This window comes from Pseudoalteromonas sp. 0802, from assembly GCF_013350085.1.
GTDB lineage: Bacteria > Pseudomonadota > Gammaproteobacteria > Enterobacterales > Alteromonadaceae > Pseudoalteromonas.
The window spans coordinates 42,014-59,008 of record NZ_JABVXE010000005.1; the positions used below are offsets into that span (position 1 = coordinate 42,014).

The following is a 16,995-nucleotide window of genomic DNA, read 5'->3' on the forward strand; positions in this document are numbered from 1 at the left end:
AATAATAACGCTGAGCTTATTTTAACTTAAGACTAATGACATCAACGGGCAAATTAATGTCAATTACTAGCTATAAGTAAACAACTCAGCTGACTTTAAGAGTTATTAGAACTGATAGCGGGCACCTACAAACAGGCGTCGCTCGGCCGTGTTGTAGTAATAAAATTCGTCGTTGATGTAATCACCATCTAGGTCTGTACCATAGGCATCAACGGCGTTGTACTCTTTATCGAATAGGTTTTCTACACGTAGTGACACAGTTAAGTTGTCAGTTGCTTGGTAGTGACCAACTAAATTCCATAACGTATACGAAGGTAAGTGCGTTAACTTGCCATCACGATCACCACGGTATTGCATATCGATACCGGCATCAAAATCACCCCATGCTTTGTTTAATGACCAATTCACACTGTGATTTGACACATAGGTTAGTGACTGACCTGTCTCAGTATCTTCCGCTGAAAGGTAGGTAAAGTTAAAGCTGTGATCAAAGCCAAACACTTGGTTTTTAAAGCTAAACTCAACACCTTCGTGGCGAGCTTCGTTTATATTGGTTGGGATCCACTGCCCTGATGCATTTGGTGCCCAAGCGATTTTGTTGTCGATCTCGCTGCGGAAAATCGCAATATCAAGGATGATATCATTCACATTGAGTGATAAGCCAAGCTCTTGGTTATCTGATGTTTCAGGGTTTAACTCTGGGTTACCTGAGCCTGGGTAGTATAAGTCATTAAATGTTGGAGATTTAAAACCCGTACTTTGACTTACGCGGAATGTAGCAATGTCATTTAAGTGATAGCCAACAGCTGCGGTGTAAGTTGTTTCATCACCAAACTGTTGATCATCATCTTGGCGAACGGTTAGGTTTGCCAGCACTTGCTCGTCGTCATAATAAGCACCAACAAACGCAGCGAATACTTCACGGCTGTCTTTTAAGTAAGTACCTGAGTTAGTGTTCACTTCATCTTTATACCAATTCAAACCGCCACTAAGAGTCAGAGCTTGATTGAAAAAGTATTGGCCATTGTAATCGATTTGCTCACGCTCAGTTTCAAACTTATCAACCACCGTTGCACCAGTGTAATCAATACGTGAGTCATCTGAACTATCACTTGATATAGCAATATCAATGGCGTGGCTGTGTTTTTCGAAAGCCTTTTTCCAACCTAGTGAAGCTTGGTAATTTTCGAACTCGCCTTTTTCTACGGTGCTGTCTGCAGGGCTATAAGCGCTATCGTATTTTGCTTCGCCTTCTGAGTATTGTGCTTGCGCTAAAAACTCACCTAACTGCTCATTTTGATAACCAAGATTAAAGCCAAGGTTTTTGTTCTCGTAGCCGTCTTCATCAGGGGCTAAGCCTTGCAAAACATCAAAACCATCTGTTTTTTCATAACCGGCATTAACGGCGACATCAGCACCCGCAAACTGACCACCTGTCGCTACTTGGTACTCTTGGTAAGAGTCTGAGCCAAAAGTAACATCTAAGGTCGTGTTTTGTGCTTTACGGGTAATGATATTAATCACACCTGCTAGCGCATCAGAACCATATACAGCAGCACGTGAGCCTTTAATTACTTCAACACGCTCAATACTGTTTAAAGGAATATTGCTAATACTTTTATAGCCAAGTGTTGCAGAGCCGGTGCGTACACCATCAATTAAAATTAGCGTATGACGAGAACTTGCACCACGTAATGAAACACCTGAGCTTTGCCCAAAACCACCATTGGCATTAATTTGAAAGCCTGCTTGCGTTGCCAGTAAGCTTGGTAAGTCACGCACATAGCTTGCTTCAATATCAGCGCGGTCAATGACAGTAACACTGGCTAATACATCATTAATTGATTGTTCGAATTTATTGGCAGAAACTGTGATGTGCTCGATTGATTGCTCGTCAGCAGATACAGAAAAAGACAACGCAGCAGCAACCGCTACGCCTAACGCAGATTTATTTAGCATGATATCCCCTAGCCTGTGCCCACCGCACATGCGAATAGTAAGTTACTTCAAGGCCGGTCTCCGGACTCTGTACATGCATGGCATTTACATTACCGTTGCGGGGGCAGTGTTGGCATTGTTTTCTCCCTGAAAACGCACCGACTTCCCGATTATCTTGCGACTATTTCACCCTTTGAAATAAAACGTATCTGAAGATACAGCAAGCACCTCGAAAATAGGCCGTTATTGTGATGATTTTGGGGAAGAAAGTCAATGGACGGCTATACCGCTAAAGACAAGTTTTAAGTCTAAAGCTTCAAGCTGCAAGTGGAGACAGATCAAAAAAGCCAATCAGCATGGTGATTGGCTTTTATAAAACAATGATTACCAGAAGTACTCATGAGGTTTTGAGTTTCCTAACGGAAAAACAATTCCTTCTGGGTCAGCACCATTCAGCACAAGCTTGCAAAGAGCTTTATTTAAGCGTCTTCTTGGCTTAGTCATTGTCATTTTCACCCACCAACTTGGTGTTTGTTGGTAAAAATAAGTACTGTGTGGACCTGTGTATTTTCTGTTTATTTTACCGTGTTTATTACGGTCAATTGTTTTGTTTTTTACTGACATAAATATCCTCTAGCTGAAAATAGCTAGAAGATATCTTTTTCTCTGTAACCTAATATTCGTCTCAAAATACGCTCCTTGTAAAGTTCAGAAACTTGCAGGCTTATAGCTTAAAACTGACAGCTTAAAGCTATAAACACAGTGTATTAATCGCGGAAGTTTTTGAACTGGAATGGTTGACCTAAATCAGCAGTACGAACAACTTGCATTGCTTCTTGTAAATCATCACGTTTTTTACCAGTTACACGTAATTCTTCACCTTGAATCGCGGCTTGTACTTTGATCTTTGAGTCTTTGATTAACTTAACGATTTTCTTCGCTACGTCTTTTTCGATACCTTGCTTAAGAGCAACGTCACGCATTACGTATTTACCGCTACGCGACTCATCTTTAAGCTCAAGGCTAGATACATCTAAGCCACGCTTTGAAATTTTCGCAGCAAGAATGTCAAAAAGTTGCATAACTTGTTGTGGTGCTTCTGCTTTTAACTTGATTACTTTGTCACTTAGTTCGATTGATGCATCAACACCACGAAAATCAAAACGCGTCTCTAGTTCACGCTTTGCATTATCTACTGCATTCTGCGCTTCGTTCATTTCTACTTCAGAAACAATATCAAATGAAGGCATGGGGTTCTCCTAACATAGTCTTTTTTAAATTCATTTATGGTTGGCAATTATAACGCTTATTTGTCGATTCTTTCTATTTTTATCCGATTTGTTCAGGTGCGATGCAAAAATTGTTTGATATACTGGCCATTCAATTTCGGCATTTTTAGGGTTTATTGTGACAAGGCGTGTTTACCAAGTTATCTTTTTAGCCAGCATTATTGGCTTTACGATTTTGTTTGCCAAAGAAATTAAAGGGGTGAGCAACCTCTTTCCACACGTAGATAAAGTGGCGCATTTTGGTATTTTCTTTGTACTGGCCATGGTGATGGACAAAGCCTTTAAATTGCCACTTATGGTGCAAATTTTACTGTTAGCCGGATATGGTGCAGCCATAGAGTTTATGCAAGATATGCTGCCTTACCGTCAAGCTTCGGTTGGGGATTTTGTCGCTGATTTTATCGGTGCAGTTAGCTACTTTATCATAAAACTTGGGTTTCATTTAGGTAGTAAACAACGTAATGGCTAACATTTTAATTGTTGGCGACGGTGCAATTGGCTTGTTGTTTAGCCATTTTTTATCTGCACAACATGACATTACATTGCTGACCCGTAAACCGACCCTGACCACGCGTTTTTATCAAGCGAGTAATGGTAAATCACACCCAATTAAAGCTCGCCTTATTCACCACAAAGAGCTAAGTCAATCCGCCCCCTTTGACTTGGTGTTAATCACAGTTAAAGCATTTCAGGTGCAAACTGCCTTTGGACAAGTAAAACCTTACCTCAGTAAAACATGCCAAATCGTTCTTTCTCACAACGGCATGGGGAATGTCGATGAGCTCAATGCCCTGCTTTTAAAAACGCAAGGATTAGCGTTTTTAACAACGCGTCTAGCTGGTTTTAAAACAACACCTTATAGCGTAAACCACACAGGAAATGGTGAAAGTGTGCTAGGCGCATGTAATGCGGCTGCAAGCGAAAGGCTCAACGAGCTTAAGCAGCAGTTTAGTTACTTACCGCATTTTTCTGTGAGCGATGATATTCACTCACTGCGCTGGCAAAAACTACTAGTGAACATTGCCATTAATCCCTTAACGGCAATTCATAACGTTAAAAATGGCCAGTTACGCGCGCCACAATTTAGCACGCGCATTATTAATTTACTTAGTGAGGCGTGTTTGGTAGCCAATAAACAAGGTGTTGATGTAAAACTCAGCGAGGCGTTGGACCAAGCCTATTCTGTGATGACAGCCACCGCTGAAAACTTTTCTTCTATGCAACAAGACATCAGCCATAATCGAGAATCTGAAATTGATGCGATTTGTGGCTATGTGTGTGAGCAAGGTGCTAAGTTAGGGATAAAAACTCCCTATAATCAAGCAATGCTAAGCATGATAAAAATAAAAAGTTAAGCTACAAGGGGAAAGGGGAAAGAGTAAAGTTTCTCGTAATGATTTCAGGCATTAAAAAAGCGCGAACATGTCGCGCTTTTCTCACTATCCCTTATGGGCGATACACTTTTACGTTGCTAAAGCCTTCTTCGTGAAGGATCAGTGCTTGTAGCTGGCTCATCACACCTTTAGCACAATATAAGTAATATTCTTTATCTTTTGGTAAGTCACCAAATTTAGTCGCTAAACGGAAGAAAGGTAAATGTACAACTTCAATACCTTCAAGCTCTAGTGGGTTTGCGTCTTCTTCTTCAGGTGAGCGAATATCAACAACAACCGCTCCTTCAGGTAAATCAGATACAGACTCTGCTTCTTTCACTTCTTGCTTAGCTTCGGTGTCGATATCGCGAATATCCATCACACGTGCATTTTCAACAACTGTATTTAGCACGTCGAAATCAAACTTAGCTTCTTCGGCAAGAATGGTTTTGATTTTAGCTTTAACCGTTGGCTTTTTAGAAATTACACCACAGTATTCAGGCATACTTTCTGCCATCTCAGCCGTACCAATTTTACGCGCAATATCAATAATATCTTGCTTATCGTGTTGGATTAATGGGCGAATGATTAAAGTTTCCGTCACACGGTCAATTACACTTAGATTAGCCAGTGTTTGACTTGATACCTGACCAATACTTTCGCCAGTTACTAACGCTTGTACACCTAGTTTTTCTGCAACTTGGCTACCGGCACGCATCATCATACGCTTAAGTACAACACCCATTTGGCTGTTTTCAACGTTCTCTAAAATCTCAGCAACAACAGGTTCAAAATCAACAGTAACGAACTTCACTTTGTGAGTAGAGCTGAACTGTTTCCAGATATAATAACTCGCCTGCTTAACACCGATTTCGTGCGCAGCCCCACCTAAGTTAAAGAATAAGAAGTGAGTACGTGCACCTTTACGGATCATTTGATAGCTGGCAACACCAGAGTCAAAACCGCCCGACATAAGCGATAATACATCTTCTTGTGTTGGTAACGGGAAGCCCGCCATACCTAAGTGAGTTTGAGTAACGATATATGCTTTATCATCACGCACTTCTAAACGTACTGTTACTTCAGGGTGAGACAATTTAACGCGCGCACCTTCAACATGTTGGTTTAAACCACCACCTACGTAGCGCTCTACGTCGCTCGATGTAAAGTCATGCTTACCAGAACGTTTACAACGTACACAGAATGTTTTACCTGCAATCGTATGGCCAATTAGCTCAAGTGCTTTTTGATAAATATCGTCGATTGAATCGAAGTCTGTTTCTGTAACTTCAATAAACTGTACGATACCTGGGATGCGCTTTAAGCCATCGATAATATCTAAACGAACTTGCTCAGAGTCGAGTAAGCTAACAACAGAGATATTATCCCAGTTGTTTCTTACCTGAACTTTTTCGTCAACACGACGCAAAACGATCTTAATGTTATTTTCTAATAACTTGGTAAAACGCTTACGAACAGATTTACTCTTGATCGCGATTTCAGGGTGTAATTTGACGATAAATTTAAGCATAGTTCGTTCACTCTTAGACTGTGGATTTCACACGCCCTAAGGTTTAGCAACCTCAAGGGCGCGCGATTATAACAAAAATTATAGCGTCTAGGAAATAAACTGCTTTGTAGGATTAGTGGTCGTTTTGCTCTGTTTCAGCAAGGGCTAAATACTTTGCCCTTAATTGATTTACTTGTTCTAAGTGTTGCTCGGTACAGTGGGCTTTTAATAGCAGCAATACCTTTAAAATACCGTTATAAATATCTGCTCTGGCAAGTTCGCCACTTAAGCGACGAGCTTTGATATAAGGCGTCCAAAAGCTCACGGTCATTTTTAGCATATGCGCAAGTTCTGTGACATCTTCGTCTTCAATGCAAATGATACCGCCTTCACGCAATGCAAATAGCACATCTTTCACTTGCTCTAAAAGCTCAGCTTGAAACGCAATGTAGCCTTTTTTCAGCTCTTCATCACGAGATAAAATATCGCCTAAGTTGTCGTAGAAAAACTGAAAACGCCACATAAGTTCAAATAGCGAATCAAGATAGCCCGCTAGGTTTTCTAGTGCGTCGTCACCGGGAGTCAATGGCTTAAAGTGAGTGTGTAAATGATCGCTATACAAAGCAAATATGTGGCGAATAATATCTTCTTTATTTTTAAAGTGATAATACAAGTTACCTGGGCTTATCCCCATATGCGAAGCAATATGGTTAGTTGTTATGGCACGCTCACCATGGCGATTAAATAACTCGATGCTGGTGTGTATGATTTTGTCCTTTGTGCTCATAGCTTATTTACTCTGTTTTTATGATTATTACGGTCCCCAGCCGAGCAGTATAAACAAATGCGCAGCAATTAAATACTACCTTGAAAAATATTAACCTCAATCGGTTTAGTACCTTATATAGGTGAAGGATTCTAATCCGATACGCGTATTTTCGAAGCTGCATCGTCGAGAAAACACTGTTAATATAGCAAGCAAATTTATAAATCGCTGAATGTTATGAACGTTACTGCAATCTATCCGGGCACTTTCGACCCACTTACAAATGGCCATACAGACTTAATTCATCGCGCGGCAAAAATGTTCGATAAAGTGATTGTTGCCATTGCGCATAATCCTAGTAAACAGCCCTGCTTTACCCTTGAAGAGCGCGTTGAGCTTGCTAATAAAATTTTGGCGCATCTTGATAACGTGAATGTAATTGGTTTTTCAGGCTTATTAGCTGATTTAGCTCGCGACCATAATGCCGAAGTGCTTATTCGTGGTATTCGTGCGGTGTCTGACTTCGACTATGAATTTCAGTTAGCGAATATGAATCGTCGCCTAAACCCTGATCTAGAAAGTGTATTTTTAACACCGGCAGAAAAAAACTCATTTATTTCATCAACTCTCGTCAAAGAAGTCGCACGCCACAATGGCGATGTGAGCGAGTTTGTTGACCCTATTGTAGCCAAAGCCTTACAGGATAAAATTCACGGATGAAATTAAAAAAGTTCATTAGCTTAACTGCATTACTAATGATCTCTGCACCAAGTGTTGCTGGGCCATGGATAGAAAGTGACGACCCTTTACTTCGCGCTTCAATCGAAATGCTATTTAACCAAGGCATTATTAAACAGCCTATTAATAGCTACCCATTAATGTGGCAAGGTATCGCACGCGACCTAGACGTTGCCAATACCAGCCAACTAGATGAGCGAAGCTTATTTGCCTACCAGCATGTTAAGCATGCCCTTGATAATGCTAAACAAAAAAGCAGCTCAGGTATTCGCCTAAACTACAACAGCGAACCTCTCGCTCAGCAAGGTTTTGGTAAACGCCACCAGCAAGAAAGCGGTGTAAATAGTTATGGTTCAATCACAGGGAAGCGTGTTAGCGCTAAAGTCAGTGTAAATTACGCCGATGACGCCCTTGATAAGCAGCATGTTACTTACCAAGATAGCTATTTAGCCGTACTCCTGGGTAATTGGTCACTTAGTGCGGAGCAAGTAAGCCATTGGTGGGGGCCAAGTAACGATAACGCCCTACTACTATCAAATAATGCGGCGCCAATGAAAGGCGTGCGCTTTACCAGAGCAAATACACAATATGTAGGCCCAAGTTGGTTGTCGTTTATCGGTAACTGGCAGTTAACAGGTATTTACGCCAAACAAAAACCATATCTAAATAGCTCAGATGACGGTGACTTTTGGGCGCTCCGATTTGCAAGCACCCCATTAACAGGCCTTGAAATAGCAATTAACAGTGCAGGTTCTGATTATTTAACTAACCTAGAAATTGACCCTGTTACACTCGAAAGCAATGAATCAACACACCGTTTAACTAGCTTAGATGTTAAGTACTCAACCACTTTAGCGGCTCAACCTATCGCTTTTTATGCAGAGGTAATGGGTCGAAATGAAAGTGGCTTAGCACCGAGCGAGGCATTATATACGCTAGGTGTTGAAAGCTATTTTGGCTCGAAAGAGAGCCTATTAAAAAGCTACTTTGAATACTCAAATATAGAACAAACTTGTGAGCAAATTAGCGATTGCGTATATGGCTCTGGTAGCTATACACAACGCTCGCGCTTAATTGGCAGCTCAACACCACTACAAAGTAAATCGGCTATCCTTGGCGCCTATTACCACACTCTAAACGGTTATGGTGGCCATGCTAAGCTTCGTTGGATTGAAAGCGAAACCACGCACACTGAACTCACATCAGATATGAATCAGCTGCAGCTAGAACTCGGTTATCAACAATCTGTGTTTAATGGTCTGTGGAAAGTGACGGGGCTTATTTCAAAGGATGAAATTGGTGATGAGTCAGAAACAAACACAGCCCTTAGAACCAGTTGGGAATACCGTTTTTAATTAATTGAGGTCAAGCTGGTTCAGCTTGGCCTCGAACTCGCCTATAAAGCTTCACAAGCCCTAAAAAGTCTTTATTACTGAAAAGTGCGATGAGCATCATTGCATCCATAATATTGACAGTAACCGTATAAAAGCCCCATAACCACCACTCTTCGGTATTCTCAAGTATATTAATATCTATATACATACTGATAAAAAGAGAGCTGTTAATTAATAAACCTAATAATACATAGAGTTTTGCAGGGTAACTATCGATCGATTTACCTTTAGATATCAGCAGTATTGCACCAATACAGGTGAGATCTAGAGCTGTCCAAACTACATAGGCAGTTGCATAACTCATCGACTCTATCTGGAAAGTAGCTGAAGTTAGTGGATCTGAGGCTAAATAAGACAAAAACATTGTTAGCGAAATCCACATTAAAGTTTTATCACCATTGGGAACTATTGATTTACTAACCATGTTATATAGGAAAGCCATCAGAAATCCCCACATAATAAATGTTGCTAGATAAGCACTTACATACTTATGAAACTCAGCCAAAGCTTTTCACCTTTTCTTTTGAAAAATTCATGCATACAACACGATGAAGCTTTAGAAAATCCTTATTAAAAAGCAACACGAGAATCATAGTGACATCTACAGTGTTTACGCCAAATGAGTACAACGTCCAAAGAAACCATTCAGATTTGTTTTCGTATATAAAAATATCGATGTATATCGATAACATTAGGATGGAATTTAGAGTAAGTCCGAAGAGGATATATGTTGTTCCATAAAAGTTAGCTACCTTAGCAAAATACATCCAAGCCAAGATTACAAAAATCGTTAATAAGTCAAAATACAACCAATTCAAATAGCTATAGATGGAAAGCTTAACAAAGCCACTAATGAAGTATGAAACCATCATAATAAAAGATAAAGCAAGAACTCGGCTATCTGTTTTATTGATATTAATAGCTAAGTTAAATAAGAAGGCCATCAAAAAACCCCACTCTATGAAGGCCCCTAATAAGTCCCCCAAAAAAGCATCTATATACATAATTTAAGCTTGAGGGTGGGCAACTTTCTGTTTAAATAAGCTTGAAAGGTATGACTTAAGTTTGACTAAACCTAAGAAATCTCTATCGACAATTAGTGCTACTATCATCACAAAATCTGCGATGTTTACACCAAAAGAGTATATATCCCAAAGAAGCCAAGGCTCTTTTGTGTATTTGATATAGATGTCATAGTAGATAGCAAGAAACAATACTGTATTGACCAACAGCCCTGCAGAAACATAATAAAATGCAGTTGGTTTATGATCTTTTACAAACTTAGCAAAAAAGAGAATCAAAGAGAGGGTGACTAAATCCCAAACAGCCCAGTGGAGGTATGTTTCAGTTGTCGAGAACCAAGAAAAGAAAGAATCACTTGAAAAGTAAGATACAAACATTATGAAAGAAGAAAATAATAAAATGAGATTTTTCTTCGGAGTAGCTGTATATAAAAAGATATTAAAGAAAAAAGCCATCATGAAGCCCCAAACCACTAGGGCTCCTAATGATAAACCGAAATGATCTGTCAAAAACATCGACTATCCATTTTTATTGTGGTCTCTTATCTGGATCAATGATGATACCACCGCCACGTTGAATCTCTGCACCACCTGATAAAGACAGCGCTTCACTTGATAAAGTTACTGTATCAGATTGCAGGGTTTTATTACTAGTAGTTTGTTCCAAAGCAGGCTTTGTTTGTTGCATTTGGCTGTATGCTTGCATTTGCAATTGGCTATTGTTTGAAATTTGCATAAGTTAATTCCTTTAAGTTAATAGTTTTTTCAGTACAGCTTACAATAGCTTGTAAGCTGAGTTAAGCGTTCTCATATTTTTGACGCTTTTTTATACTTCATCGCGACGTTGCCACCGCGCTGATAATAAAAGCAATTAACGATCCAACTTTTATAAATTTTGATCTTTTTGATCATAAAAGTCAGCAAATCTAATTTCAGGCATAAAAAAACGCACAGGGGTAACCGTGCGTTTTTCTCATCCAGGGAATTTAAGCCACGTGTTTACACGGGATCACCGCGCTATTACTTGGCTTTAAAATATATTCCATTGCCACTTCATCGCAGTTCTCTTTACGAAGGCAAAGCTCACAATCTTTGATCACTTTTTCTGGCAAACTGTCTTTGCTACAAAAGCTAAAACCTTGGCTTGCAAAAAACTCTGGCACTCTGGTCAGGACAATTACCCGACTAAGCGCCAAGCTTTTGGCTTTTTTTAGCAGATGTTCAACAAGTTGACGCCCCTGCCCGGCAATTCGTGATTCGGGGTCCACCCCGAGCGAGCGAATTTCAGCAAGACCAGTGTCGTAAATATACAACGAGGCACAGCCTGCAACTTGGTTTTCAACTTCAGTGACAGCAAACTCATTAATTGAGTGAATCATGTCGCTTTTAGCTCGTGGTAGGTTTTCACCTACGGTAGCCCAATGCTGAATTAGCTTAGCGATGGACTCAACATCATTTAAAGTTGCGTCACGTACCGCTATTTGCTGTTTTTTTTTGCGTATTTGATAGCACTTGTTACTTGCTCAACAGAGGTACCACCCTGCGCTTGTCTTGCTTTAATACAGGCGTCTATTTCTAATACAGGATATACATCTGATTCGAAAATGCTATGCACTGACTTAAATTGCTCTAAACTTAAATCTTCTAAGTTACTCCCTTGTGCAATAGCCATTTGCACGAGCGTACCAACAATGTGGTGACCTTCTCTAAATGGAATACCTTTAGCCACTAAATAGTCAGCAAGTTCAGTCGCATTTGAGTGACCACCTTTTGCAGCTGCTAATGTTTTATCTGCATTAACTTTAATGCCTTTGATACACGCTTGCGCCATATGAATACATGCCAGCCAAGTTGGCATCGCATCAAATAAGCCTTCTTTGTCCTCTTGCATATCTTTATTGTAAGCAAGTGGTAGCGCTTTAAGTGTCATCATCATGGCACTGAATGCGCCAAAAACACGGCCCGTTTTACCACGAATTAACTCTAGTGCATCTGGGTTTTTCTTTTGTGGCATTAGTGAAGAGCCTGATGTTACCCCATCAGAAAGCTCAATAAAGCCCGCTTCACCCGAGTTATAGAAAATTAAATCTTCAGCCATGCGCGACAAGTGGATCATCGAAATCGATGCACAGCTTAATAGCTCAACTACAAAATCACGGTCAGATACGGCATCAAGGCTATTGCGTGTAGCACCGGTAAAACCTAACCCTTCGGCAAGAGTTTGCCTATCAATTGGGTACGCAGTCCCGGCTAATGCACCGCTACCAAGTGGGCAATAATTCATACGGTTTTTGGCATCACTTAAACGGCTTTCATCACGTTCAAGCATTTCAACATAGGCCATACACCAATGACTAAATAACACAGGTTGTGCGCGCTGTAAGTGTGTGTAACCCGGTAAAATAGTGCCAAGCTCACGCTCAGCTAAGGCAATAAATTCACCTTTAAGCTCTGCGATTGCTTCAAGAATATGCTCAGCTGTATCACGACACCATAAGCGGAAATCGGTTGCAACTTGGTCATTACGACTACGACCAGTGTGTAACTTTTTAGCAAGGTCGCCCACTTTATCAATTAGTGCTGATTCAACATAAGAATGAATATCTTCATGCCCAGCTACAGCCACTGCTTGTGGGTTTGCTTTAACTTCATCTAACAGCTTATTAAGTGCTGCAACGAGGTCATCGTATTCTTGCTGGTTTAGAACGTTGACTTGTTTTAACGCCCCAGCCCAAGCAACTGAACCAATAATGTCTTGCTCTGCAAGTTGATAATCAAAAGGAAGTGAATCGTTGAATTGTTTAAACGCTTCATCTGGACCCGTAGAAAAACGTCCGCCCCATAGTGCCATTGAACTGTCTCCAAATTCGGCTATTGCCCTGCTAGTGCAGGGCAATAATTAAATTACTTTTTCGTTAGTGCTGAGATTCTGCTTGAAAGCGAGAATAAACGAATGAAGCCTTCTGCATGTGATTGGTCATATACATCATCTTCGCCGAAGGTTGCGAAATCTTCGCTGTATAAGCTATTCGGTGATTTTTTCTGTACCGCAGTGACTTGGCCTTTATAAAGCTTAAGCACTACTTCACCCGTTGCTAACTTAGACAGTGATTCGGCACCTGCAAGAATCGAGTCTTTTAATGGCGTAAACCAACGACCGTCATAGACTAAGTGAGAGAACTCGCCACCAAGTACTTCTTTCCATTTACGGCTTGATTTATCTAGCACTAGCTCGTCAATCGCTTGAAGAGCAGCCATGATCACAGTGCCCCCTGGTGTTTCATAACAGCCACGCGACTTCATACCCACTAAGCGGTTTTCTACGATATCAACACGACCCACACCATGCGGCGCAGCAATGTTATTTAATTTAACTAAACAGTCATATGGTTTAAGCGATTCACCATTTACAGCAACTACTTCACCTTCAACAACGTTTAATGTTACATATTCTGCTTCATTAGGTGCTTGCTCTGGCGAGTTAGTCCAAGTCCATACTTGATCACTTGGTTGGCACCATGGATCTTCAAGCTCACCACCTTCGTGAGAAATGTGCCAAGCATTCGCATCACGGCTATAAATTTTTGTTGCTGATGCAGAACACGGAATATTACGCTCAGCTAAGTAATCAAGTAATGATTCACGGCTTGATAAGTCCCACTCACGCCACGGCGCAATCACTTTTAAATCAGGTGCAAGGGCTGCAAAACATGATTCAAAACGTACTTGGTCGTTACCTTTACCAGTACAACCATGTGAAAGCGCATCAGCACCTACTTTACGGGCAATTTCAACCTGCGCTTTAGCAATGATTGGACGCGCCATAGACGTACCTAATAAATAAGTGCCTTCGTAAATAGAACCCGTTTTTAAAGTTGGGTAAATATAGTCACTGACCATTTCGTCTTTTAAGTCAACGATATGACACTCTGAGGCACCTGAAGCTATGGCTTTTTCTTCAACGCCTTCAAGCTCTTCTGCGCCTTGGCCAACATCAGCAACAAACGCGATTACTTCACAGCCGTAGTTTTCTTTTAACCATGGCACGATTGCCGATGTATCAAGACCACCAGAATAGGCTAGTACGACTTTTTTAATTGAACTCATTGGTGTTCCTTAAACAAAATTTGGATTTAATAATGTGACAAGTAGAGCATTTTGCGCATGCATACGATTCTCTGCTTGTTGAATAATTTTTGATGCTGGGCCATCCATTACCTCAGAGGTAATTTCAAACTCACGATGCGCTGGCTGACAATGCAGTACAGTTTGCGCACCGGTTTTCTCTAGTAGAGCTTGGTTAAGCTGATATGGCATATATTTAGCTTTAACTTGCTCAAGCGGTGTTTTATCACCCATTGAAACCCAGGTATCAGCATAGACTGCATTTGCGCCAACTGCCGCCTCAATTCTGTCACTCACCATAACAGACGCACCATTCATTGCTGCAATTTGCTCTGCTTGCTTAAGAATTTGCGAATCTGGCGAACTGCCTTTAGGACAAACTGCAACAAAATCAGTGCCTAAAGTAGCGGCTAATAACATTAGAGAGTGTGTGACGTTGTTACCTTCACCTAAGTAAGCAAGCTTTAGTTTACTAACATCGCCATGGACTTCTTGCAGCGTTAAAAAGTCAGCAAGCGCTTGGCACGGGTGATATAAGTCACATAAGCTATTAACAACAGGCACCGATGAATATTCAGCAAGTGTGGTCAGTGTTTTGTGTGCATTCACGCGAGCAACAATGCCATCTGCCCAAGTTGAGATATTAAGAGCAAAGTCTTTAACTGATTCACGAGCGCCCATAGCACCATTTTGTGAATCTAAATAAACCGCGTGACCACCCAGTTTATTAATACCAATATCAAATGATAAACGAGTACGTAAACTTGGCTTTTCAAACAATGTAACCACTGATTTGCCCGCTAATGCTTGGCTGAAGTCAGCTGGGTTTGCTTTAATTTTTTGCGCTAAATTTAGTAATTTAAGTGCGCCTTTTTGGTCTAACTCAAGACCATTTAAGAAATTCTTTAACATGAAATACCTATGGTGTAATTTTCGTTCCTACATGTTCGCCTTTTAATAAAGCGACTAAGTTCTCTGGCTTAAGCCAGCTTGAGATATACACACCACGTCGTAAATGTTGGGCAGCAAGAAGGCTGGTCTTTACTTTGACCTCCATCCCGCCCTGAATGACTCCTTCAAGGATAAGTGTTTCGATTTGCTGCGTATTAAGTTGATGTAGAGGCTGCTTATTGGCATCAAGCACAGCTTCTACGTCTGTCATAAAAATAAGTTCAGCATTAAGCTCTTTAGCGATAGCCGCTGCAGCTTCATCTGCATTGACGTTGTACCATTGGCCATCTTCTCCAAAGCCAATAGAGCTCACAAGAGGTAAACGACCTTGTTCAAGCATGCTAGGTAGCACGCTGTCACAACTACCTGAGCACTGACCTACTTGCGCCAATACTTTAAGTTTTTCAGATACCAGTACACCCGCTTCATAAAGGCTTAAACCCACAGGTTTGTGGCCAGCGCTAATTGCTTGGCTAATCAATTGTTTATTGGCACAACCGGCAAGAGCACCAACAATATATGGCATTTGCTCATTTGGGCTGATACGTAAACCTTGATGTTTTGCAGTTACAAAGCCGGCGTCTTTAAGCCAAGCATCCACCAAGGCACCACCACCATGAACAATGACAAAGTTATCTTGTTGCTCAGAAGCTAAAACATCAAAAAGCGCTTTTGCGGCATCTGCGCTATTTAACACAGCACCACCGACTTTAATGATCCAAGTTTTCATTACAGCGCTCCTACTAAACCAGTGTGGTGAGGTTCACCCATGGCTAAATTAATGCACTGTAATGCTTGCCCAGCTGCGCCTTTTAGAAGGTTATCAATCGCTGACATAACGATGAGTTGCTCACCTTTTTGTTGCCATGCAATATCAACAAATGGTTGTTTAGCGACACCTTTGATGCTTGGAATTTTATTGCCAAGTAAGCGAATTAACGGCTCGTTTGCTAACACTTGATATGCCGCGCTCACTTGCTCTGCTGTTACACCCGGTTTTAATTGCACATAAATAGTTTCTAAAATTCCGCGAGGAAAATTACCTAAATGTGGGGTGAATAACACAGGGTGACCAAGGTGCTGCTCAATCTCAGGTGTATGTCTGTGATTAAACAAGCCATAAGGAGCAAGTGACACTTCGCAGAAGTGCGTATTAACACTGGCTTTTCTGCCAGCGCCTGTAACACCTGACACCGCATTAACAATAATGGCTTGATCAGCTAATAAACCTGCTTCTTTAAGTGGTTTTAAAGAATTAAGAGCCGCGGTTGGGTAACAACCCGCTACAGCTACAAGGTTTGCTTTACTAATTGCATCGCTATTCCATTCAGCTAAACCATATGCTGCTTGTGCTAAAAGATCAGGGTGTTCATGTGCGAAACCGTAATAAGTCAGGTAATCCTCATTCCCAGCTAAACGGAAACCACCAGATAGGTCGAATACTTTTTTACCCATGGCTAAAAATTGCGGAGCAAGATCAACACTGACCTTGTGATCTGTACACAGGCATACATAGTCAGCATTGCTTTCGATATCTTTGTACGCTTCAGAAGTTAGAGGTTTTAGTGGGTACTCTAACAATCCAAGGTGCTCAGGGTATAAATCGCTTAATAACTTACCTTTATCTAAACTCCCTTCAGACACATAACATGCTTGTAGGGTCAGTTTTGGATGCTTAGCAACTAAACTTGCTAGCTCTGCGCCGCTATAACCACTTGCGCCAATAATCACTACATTCATTGCTTACTTTTACCTATTAAATCTGTTTATTGATACGCCTAAAATTACTCGCTCAATTGCGAATAAAAACACTGTCTAAAGTAATGAAATCAGGTTATCGTCGTTTCGTGTTCATCGTACAGCTTTACTAATATTTATGCTTAAAAAGT

17 protein-coding genes, 1 pseudogene and 1 riboswitch are annotated in these 16,995 nt (G+C 40.8%); of the genes and pseudogenes, 4 read left to right on the forward strand and 14 right to left on the reverse strand.

Going from position 1 to position 16,995, the window contains the following annotated elements:
- Nucleotides 1-105: 105 nt before the first annotated feature.
- From HUS61_RS10825 to HUS61_RS10835, 3 genes are all read right to left on the reverse strand, one after another.
- On the reverse strand, nucleotides 106-1,959 hold the full coding sequence (locus HUS61_RS10825; protein ID WP_175082425.1) for a TonB-dependent receptor domain-containing protein: 1,854 nt from the start codon (nucleotides 1,957-1,959) through the stop codon (nucleotides 106-108).
- A gap of 33 nt (nucleotides 1,960-1,992) precedes the next feature.
- A riboswitch (cobalamin riboswitch) is annotated at nucleotides 1,993-2,147 on the reverse strand.
- Nucleotides 2,148-2,322: 175 nt separating this feature from the next.
- Nucleotides 2,323-2,562: a hypothetical protein gene (locus tag HUS61_RS10830; protein WP_130050669.1), complete on the reverse strand. Its 240-nt coding sequence runs from the start codon at nucleotides 2,560-2,562 to the stop codon at nucleotides 2,323-2,325.
- A 143-nt stretch (nucleotides 2,563-2,705) separates the two neighbouring features.
- Nucleotides 2,706-3,188, reverse strand: a complete 483-nt coding sequence (locus tag HUS61_RS10835) for a YajQ family cyclic di-GMP-binding protein (protein WP_054551104.1) — start codon at nucleotides 3,186-3,188, stop codon at nucleotides 2,706-2,708.
- Between the two features lie 157 nt (nucleotides 3,189-3,345).
- Here HUS61_RS10835 and HUS61_RS10840 point away from each other — a divergent pair, with 157 nt between their 5' ends.
- Nucleotides 3,346-3,696, forward strand: coding sequence for a VanZ family protein (locus HUS61_RS10840; RefSeq protein ID WP_055021578.1), 351 nt, complete (start codon nucleotides 3,346-3,348; stop codon nucleotides 3,694-3,696).
- On the forward strand, nucleotides 3,689-4,582 hold the full coding sequence (locus tag HUS61_RS10845) for a ketopantoate reductase family protein (RefSeq protein WP_175082426.1): 894 nt from the start codon (nucleotides 3,689-3,691) through the stop codon (nucleotides 4,580-4,582). Before HUS61_RS10840 ends, HUS61_RS10845 begins: the two co-directional genes overlap by 8 nt.
- Nucleotides 4,583-4,673: 91 nt before the next feature.
- Here HUS61_RS10845 and thiI read toward each other — a convergent pair whose 3' ends face one another.
- Nucleotides 4,674-6,131 (reverse strand): tRNA uracil 4-sulfurtransferase ThiI, encoded by a 1,458-nt coding sequence (gene thiI / locus HUS61_RS10850; protein WP_119852411.1) that lies wholly within the window; start codon nucleotides 6,129-6,131, stop codon nucleotides 4,674-4,676.
- 112 nt (nucleotides 6,132-6,243) lie between these two features.
- A complete protein-coding gene (locus tag HUS61_RS10855) occupies nucleotides 6,244-6,897 on the reverse strand; it encodes a TetR/AcrR family transcriptional regulator (RefSeq protein ID WP_175082427.1) in 654 nt (217 codons plus the stop codon).
- 216 nt (nucleotides 6,898-7,113) lie between these two features.
- Here HUS61_RS10855 and coaD point away from each other — a divergent pair, with 216 nt between their 5' ends.
- Both coaD and HUS61_RS10865 read left to right on the forward strand, forming a co-directional pair.
- Nucleotides 7,114-7,596, forward strand: coding sequence for a pantetheine-phosphate adenylyltransferase (coaD, locus tag HUS61_RS10860; protein WP_175082428.1), 483 nt, complete (start codon nucleotides 7,114-7,116; stop codon nucleotides 7,594-7,596).
- Complete coding sequence (locus HUS61_RS10865) at nucleotides 7,593-8,969, forward strand: capsule assembly Wzi family protein (RefSeq protein ID WP_175082429.1); 1,377 nt, start codon at nucleotides 7,593-7,595, stop codon at nucleotides 8,967-8,969. The genes coaD and HUS61_RS10865 overlap by 4 nt, the downstream gene beginning before the upstream one ends.
- 10 nt (nucleotides 8,970-8,979) lie before the next feature.
- Here the strand turns inward: HUS61_RS10865 and HUS61_RS10870 are convergent, their stop codons facing one another.
- From HUS61_RS10870 to argC, 9 genes and pseudogenes are all read right to left on the reverse strand, one after another.
- Nucleotides 8,980-9,513: a hypothetical protein gene (locus tag HUS61_RS10870; RefSeq protein ID WP_175082430.1), complete on the reverse strand. Its 534-nt coding sequence runs from the start codon at nucleotides 9,511-9,513 to the stop codon at nucleotides 8,980-8,982.
- Nucleotides 9,506-10,012 (reverse strand): hypothetical protein, encoded by a 507-nt coding sequence (locus tag HUS61_RS10875; RefSeq protein WP_175082431.1) that lies wholly within the window; start codon nucleotides 10,010-10,012, stop codon nucleotides 9,506-9,508. The genes HUS61_RS10870 and HUS61_RS10875 overlap by 8 nt, the downstream gene beginning before the upstream one ends.
- Before the next feature lie 3 nt (nucleotides 10,013-10,015).
- The gene (locus HUS61_RS10880) at nucleotides 10,016-10,546 is read right to left on the reverse strand and encodes a hypothetical protein (protein ID WP_105174861.1); all 531 of its coding nucleotides are present in this window, start codon (nucleotides 10,544-10,546) and stop codon (nucleotides 10,016-10,018) included.
- Nucleotides 10,547-10,559: 13 nt separating this feature from the next.
- Entirely contained in the window at nucleotides 10,560-10,766 is a 207-nt protein-coding gene (locus tag HUS61_RS10885) for a hypothetical protein (protein ID WP_063527393.1), read from the reverse strand.
- A 250-nt stretch (nucleotides 10,767-11,016) separates the two neighbouring features.
- Nucleotides 11,017-12,881 (reverse strand): annotated as a pseudogene (argH, locus tag HUS61_RS10895) (argininosuccinate lyase).
- A 53-nt stretch (nucleotides 12,882-12,934) separates the two neighbouring features.
- Nucleotides 12,935-14,137 (reverse strand): argininosuccinate synthase, encoded by a 1,203-nt coding sequence (locus HUS61_RS10900; RefSeq protein ID WP_175082433.1) that lies wholly within the window; start codon nucleotides 14,135-14,137, stop codon nucleotides 12,935-12,937.
- 9 nt (nucleotides 14,138-14,146) lie between these two features.
- Complete coding sequence (locus HUS61_RS10905; protein WP_055198268.1) at nucleotides 14,147-15,067, reverse strand: ornithine carbamoyltransferase; 921 nt, start codon at nucleotides 15,065-15,067, stop codon at nucleotides 14,147-14,149.
- 7 nt (nucleotides 15,068-15,074) lie between these two features.
- On the reverse strand, nucleotides 15,075-15,836 hold the full coding sequence (gene argB / locus HUS61_RS10910) for an acetylglutamate kinase (protein ID WP_175082434.1): 762 nt from the start codon (nucleotides 15,834-15,836) through the stop codon (nucleotides 15,075-15,077).
- A complete protein-coding gene (gene argC, locus HUS61_RS10915; RefSeq protein ID WP_175082435.1) occupies nucleotides 15,836-16,846 on the reverse strand; it encodes an N-acetyl-gamma-glutamyl-phosphate reductase in 1,011 nt (336 codons plus the stop codon). Before argC ends, argB begins: the two co-directional genes overlap by 1 nt.
- Between the last annotated feature and the right edge of the window lie 149 nt (nucleotides 16,847-16,995).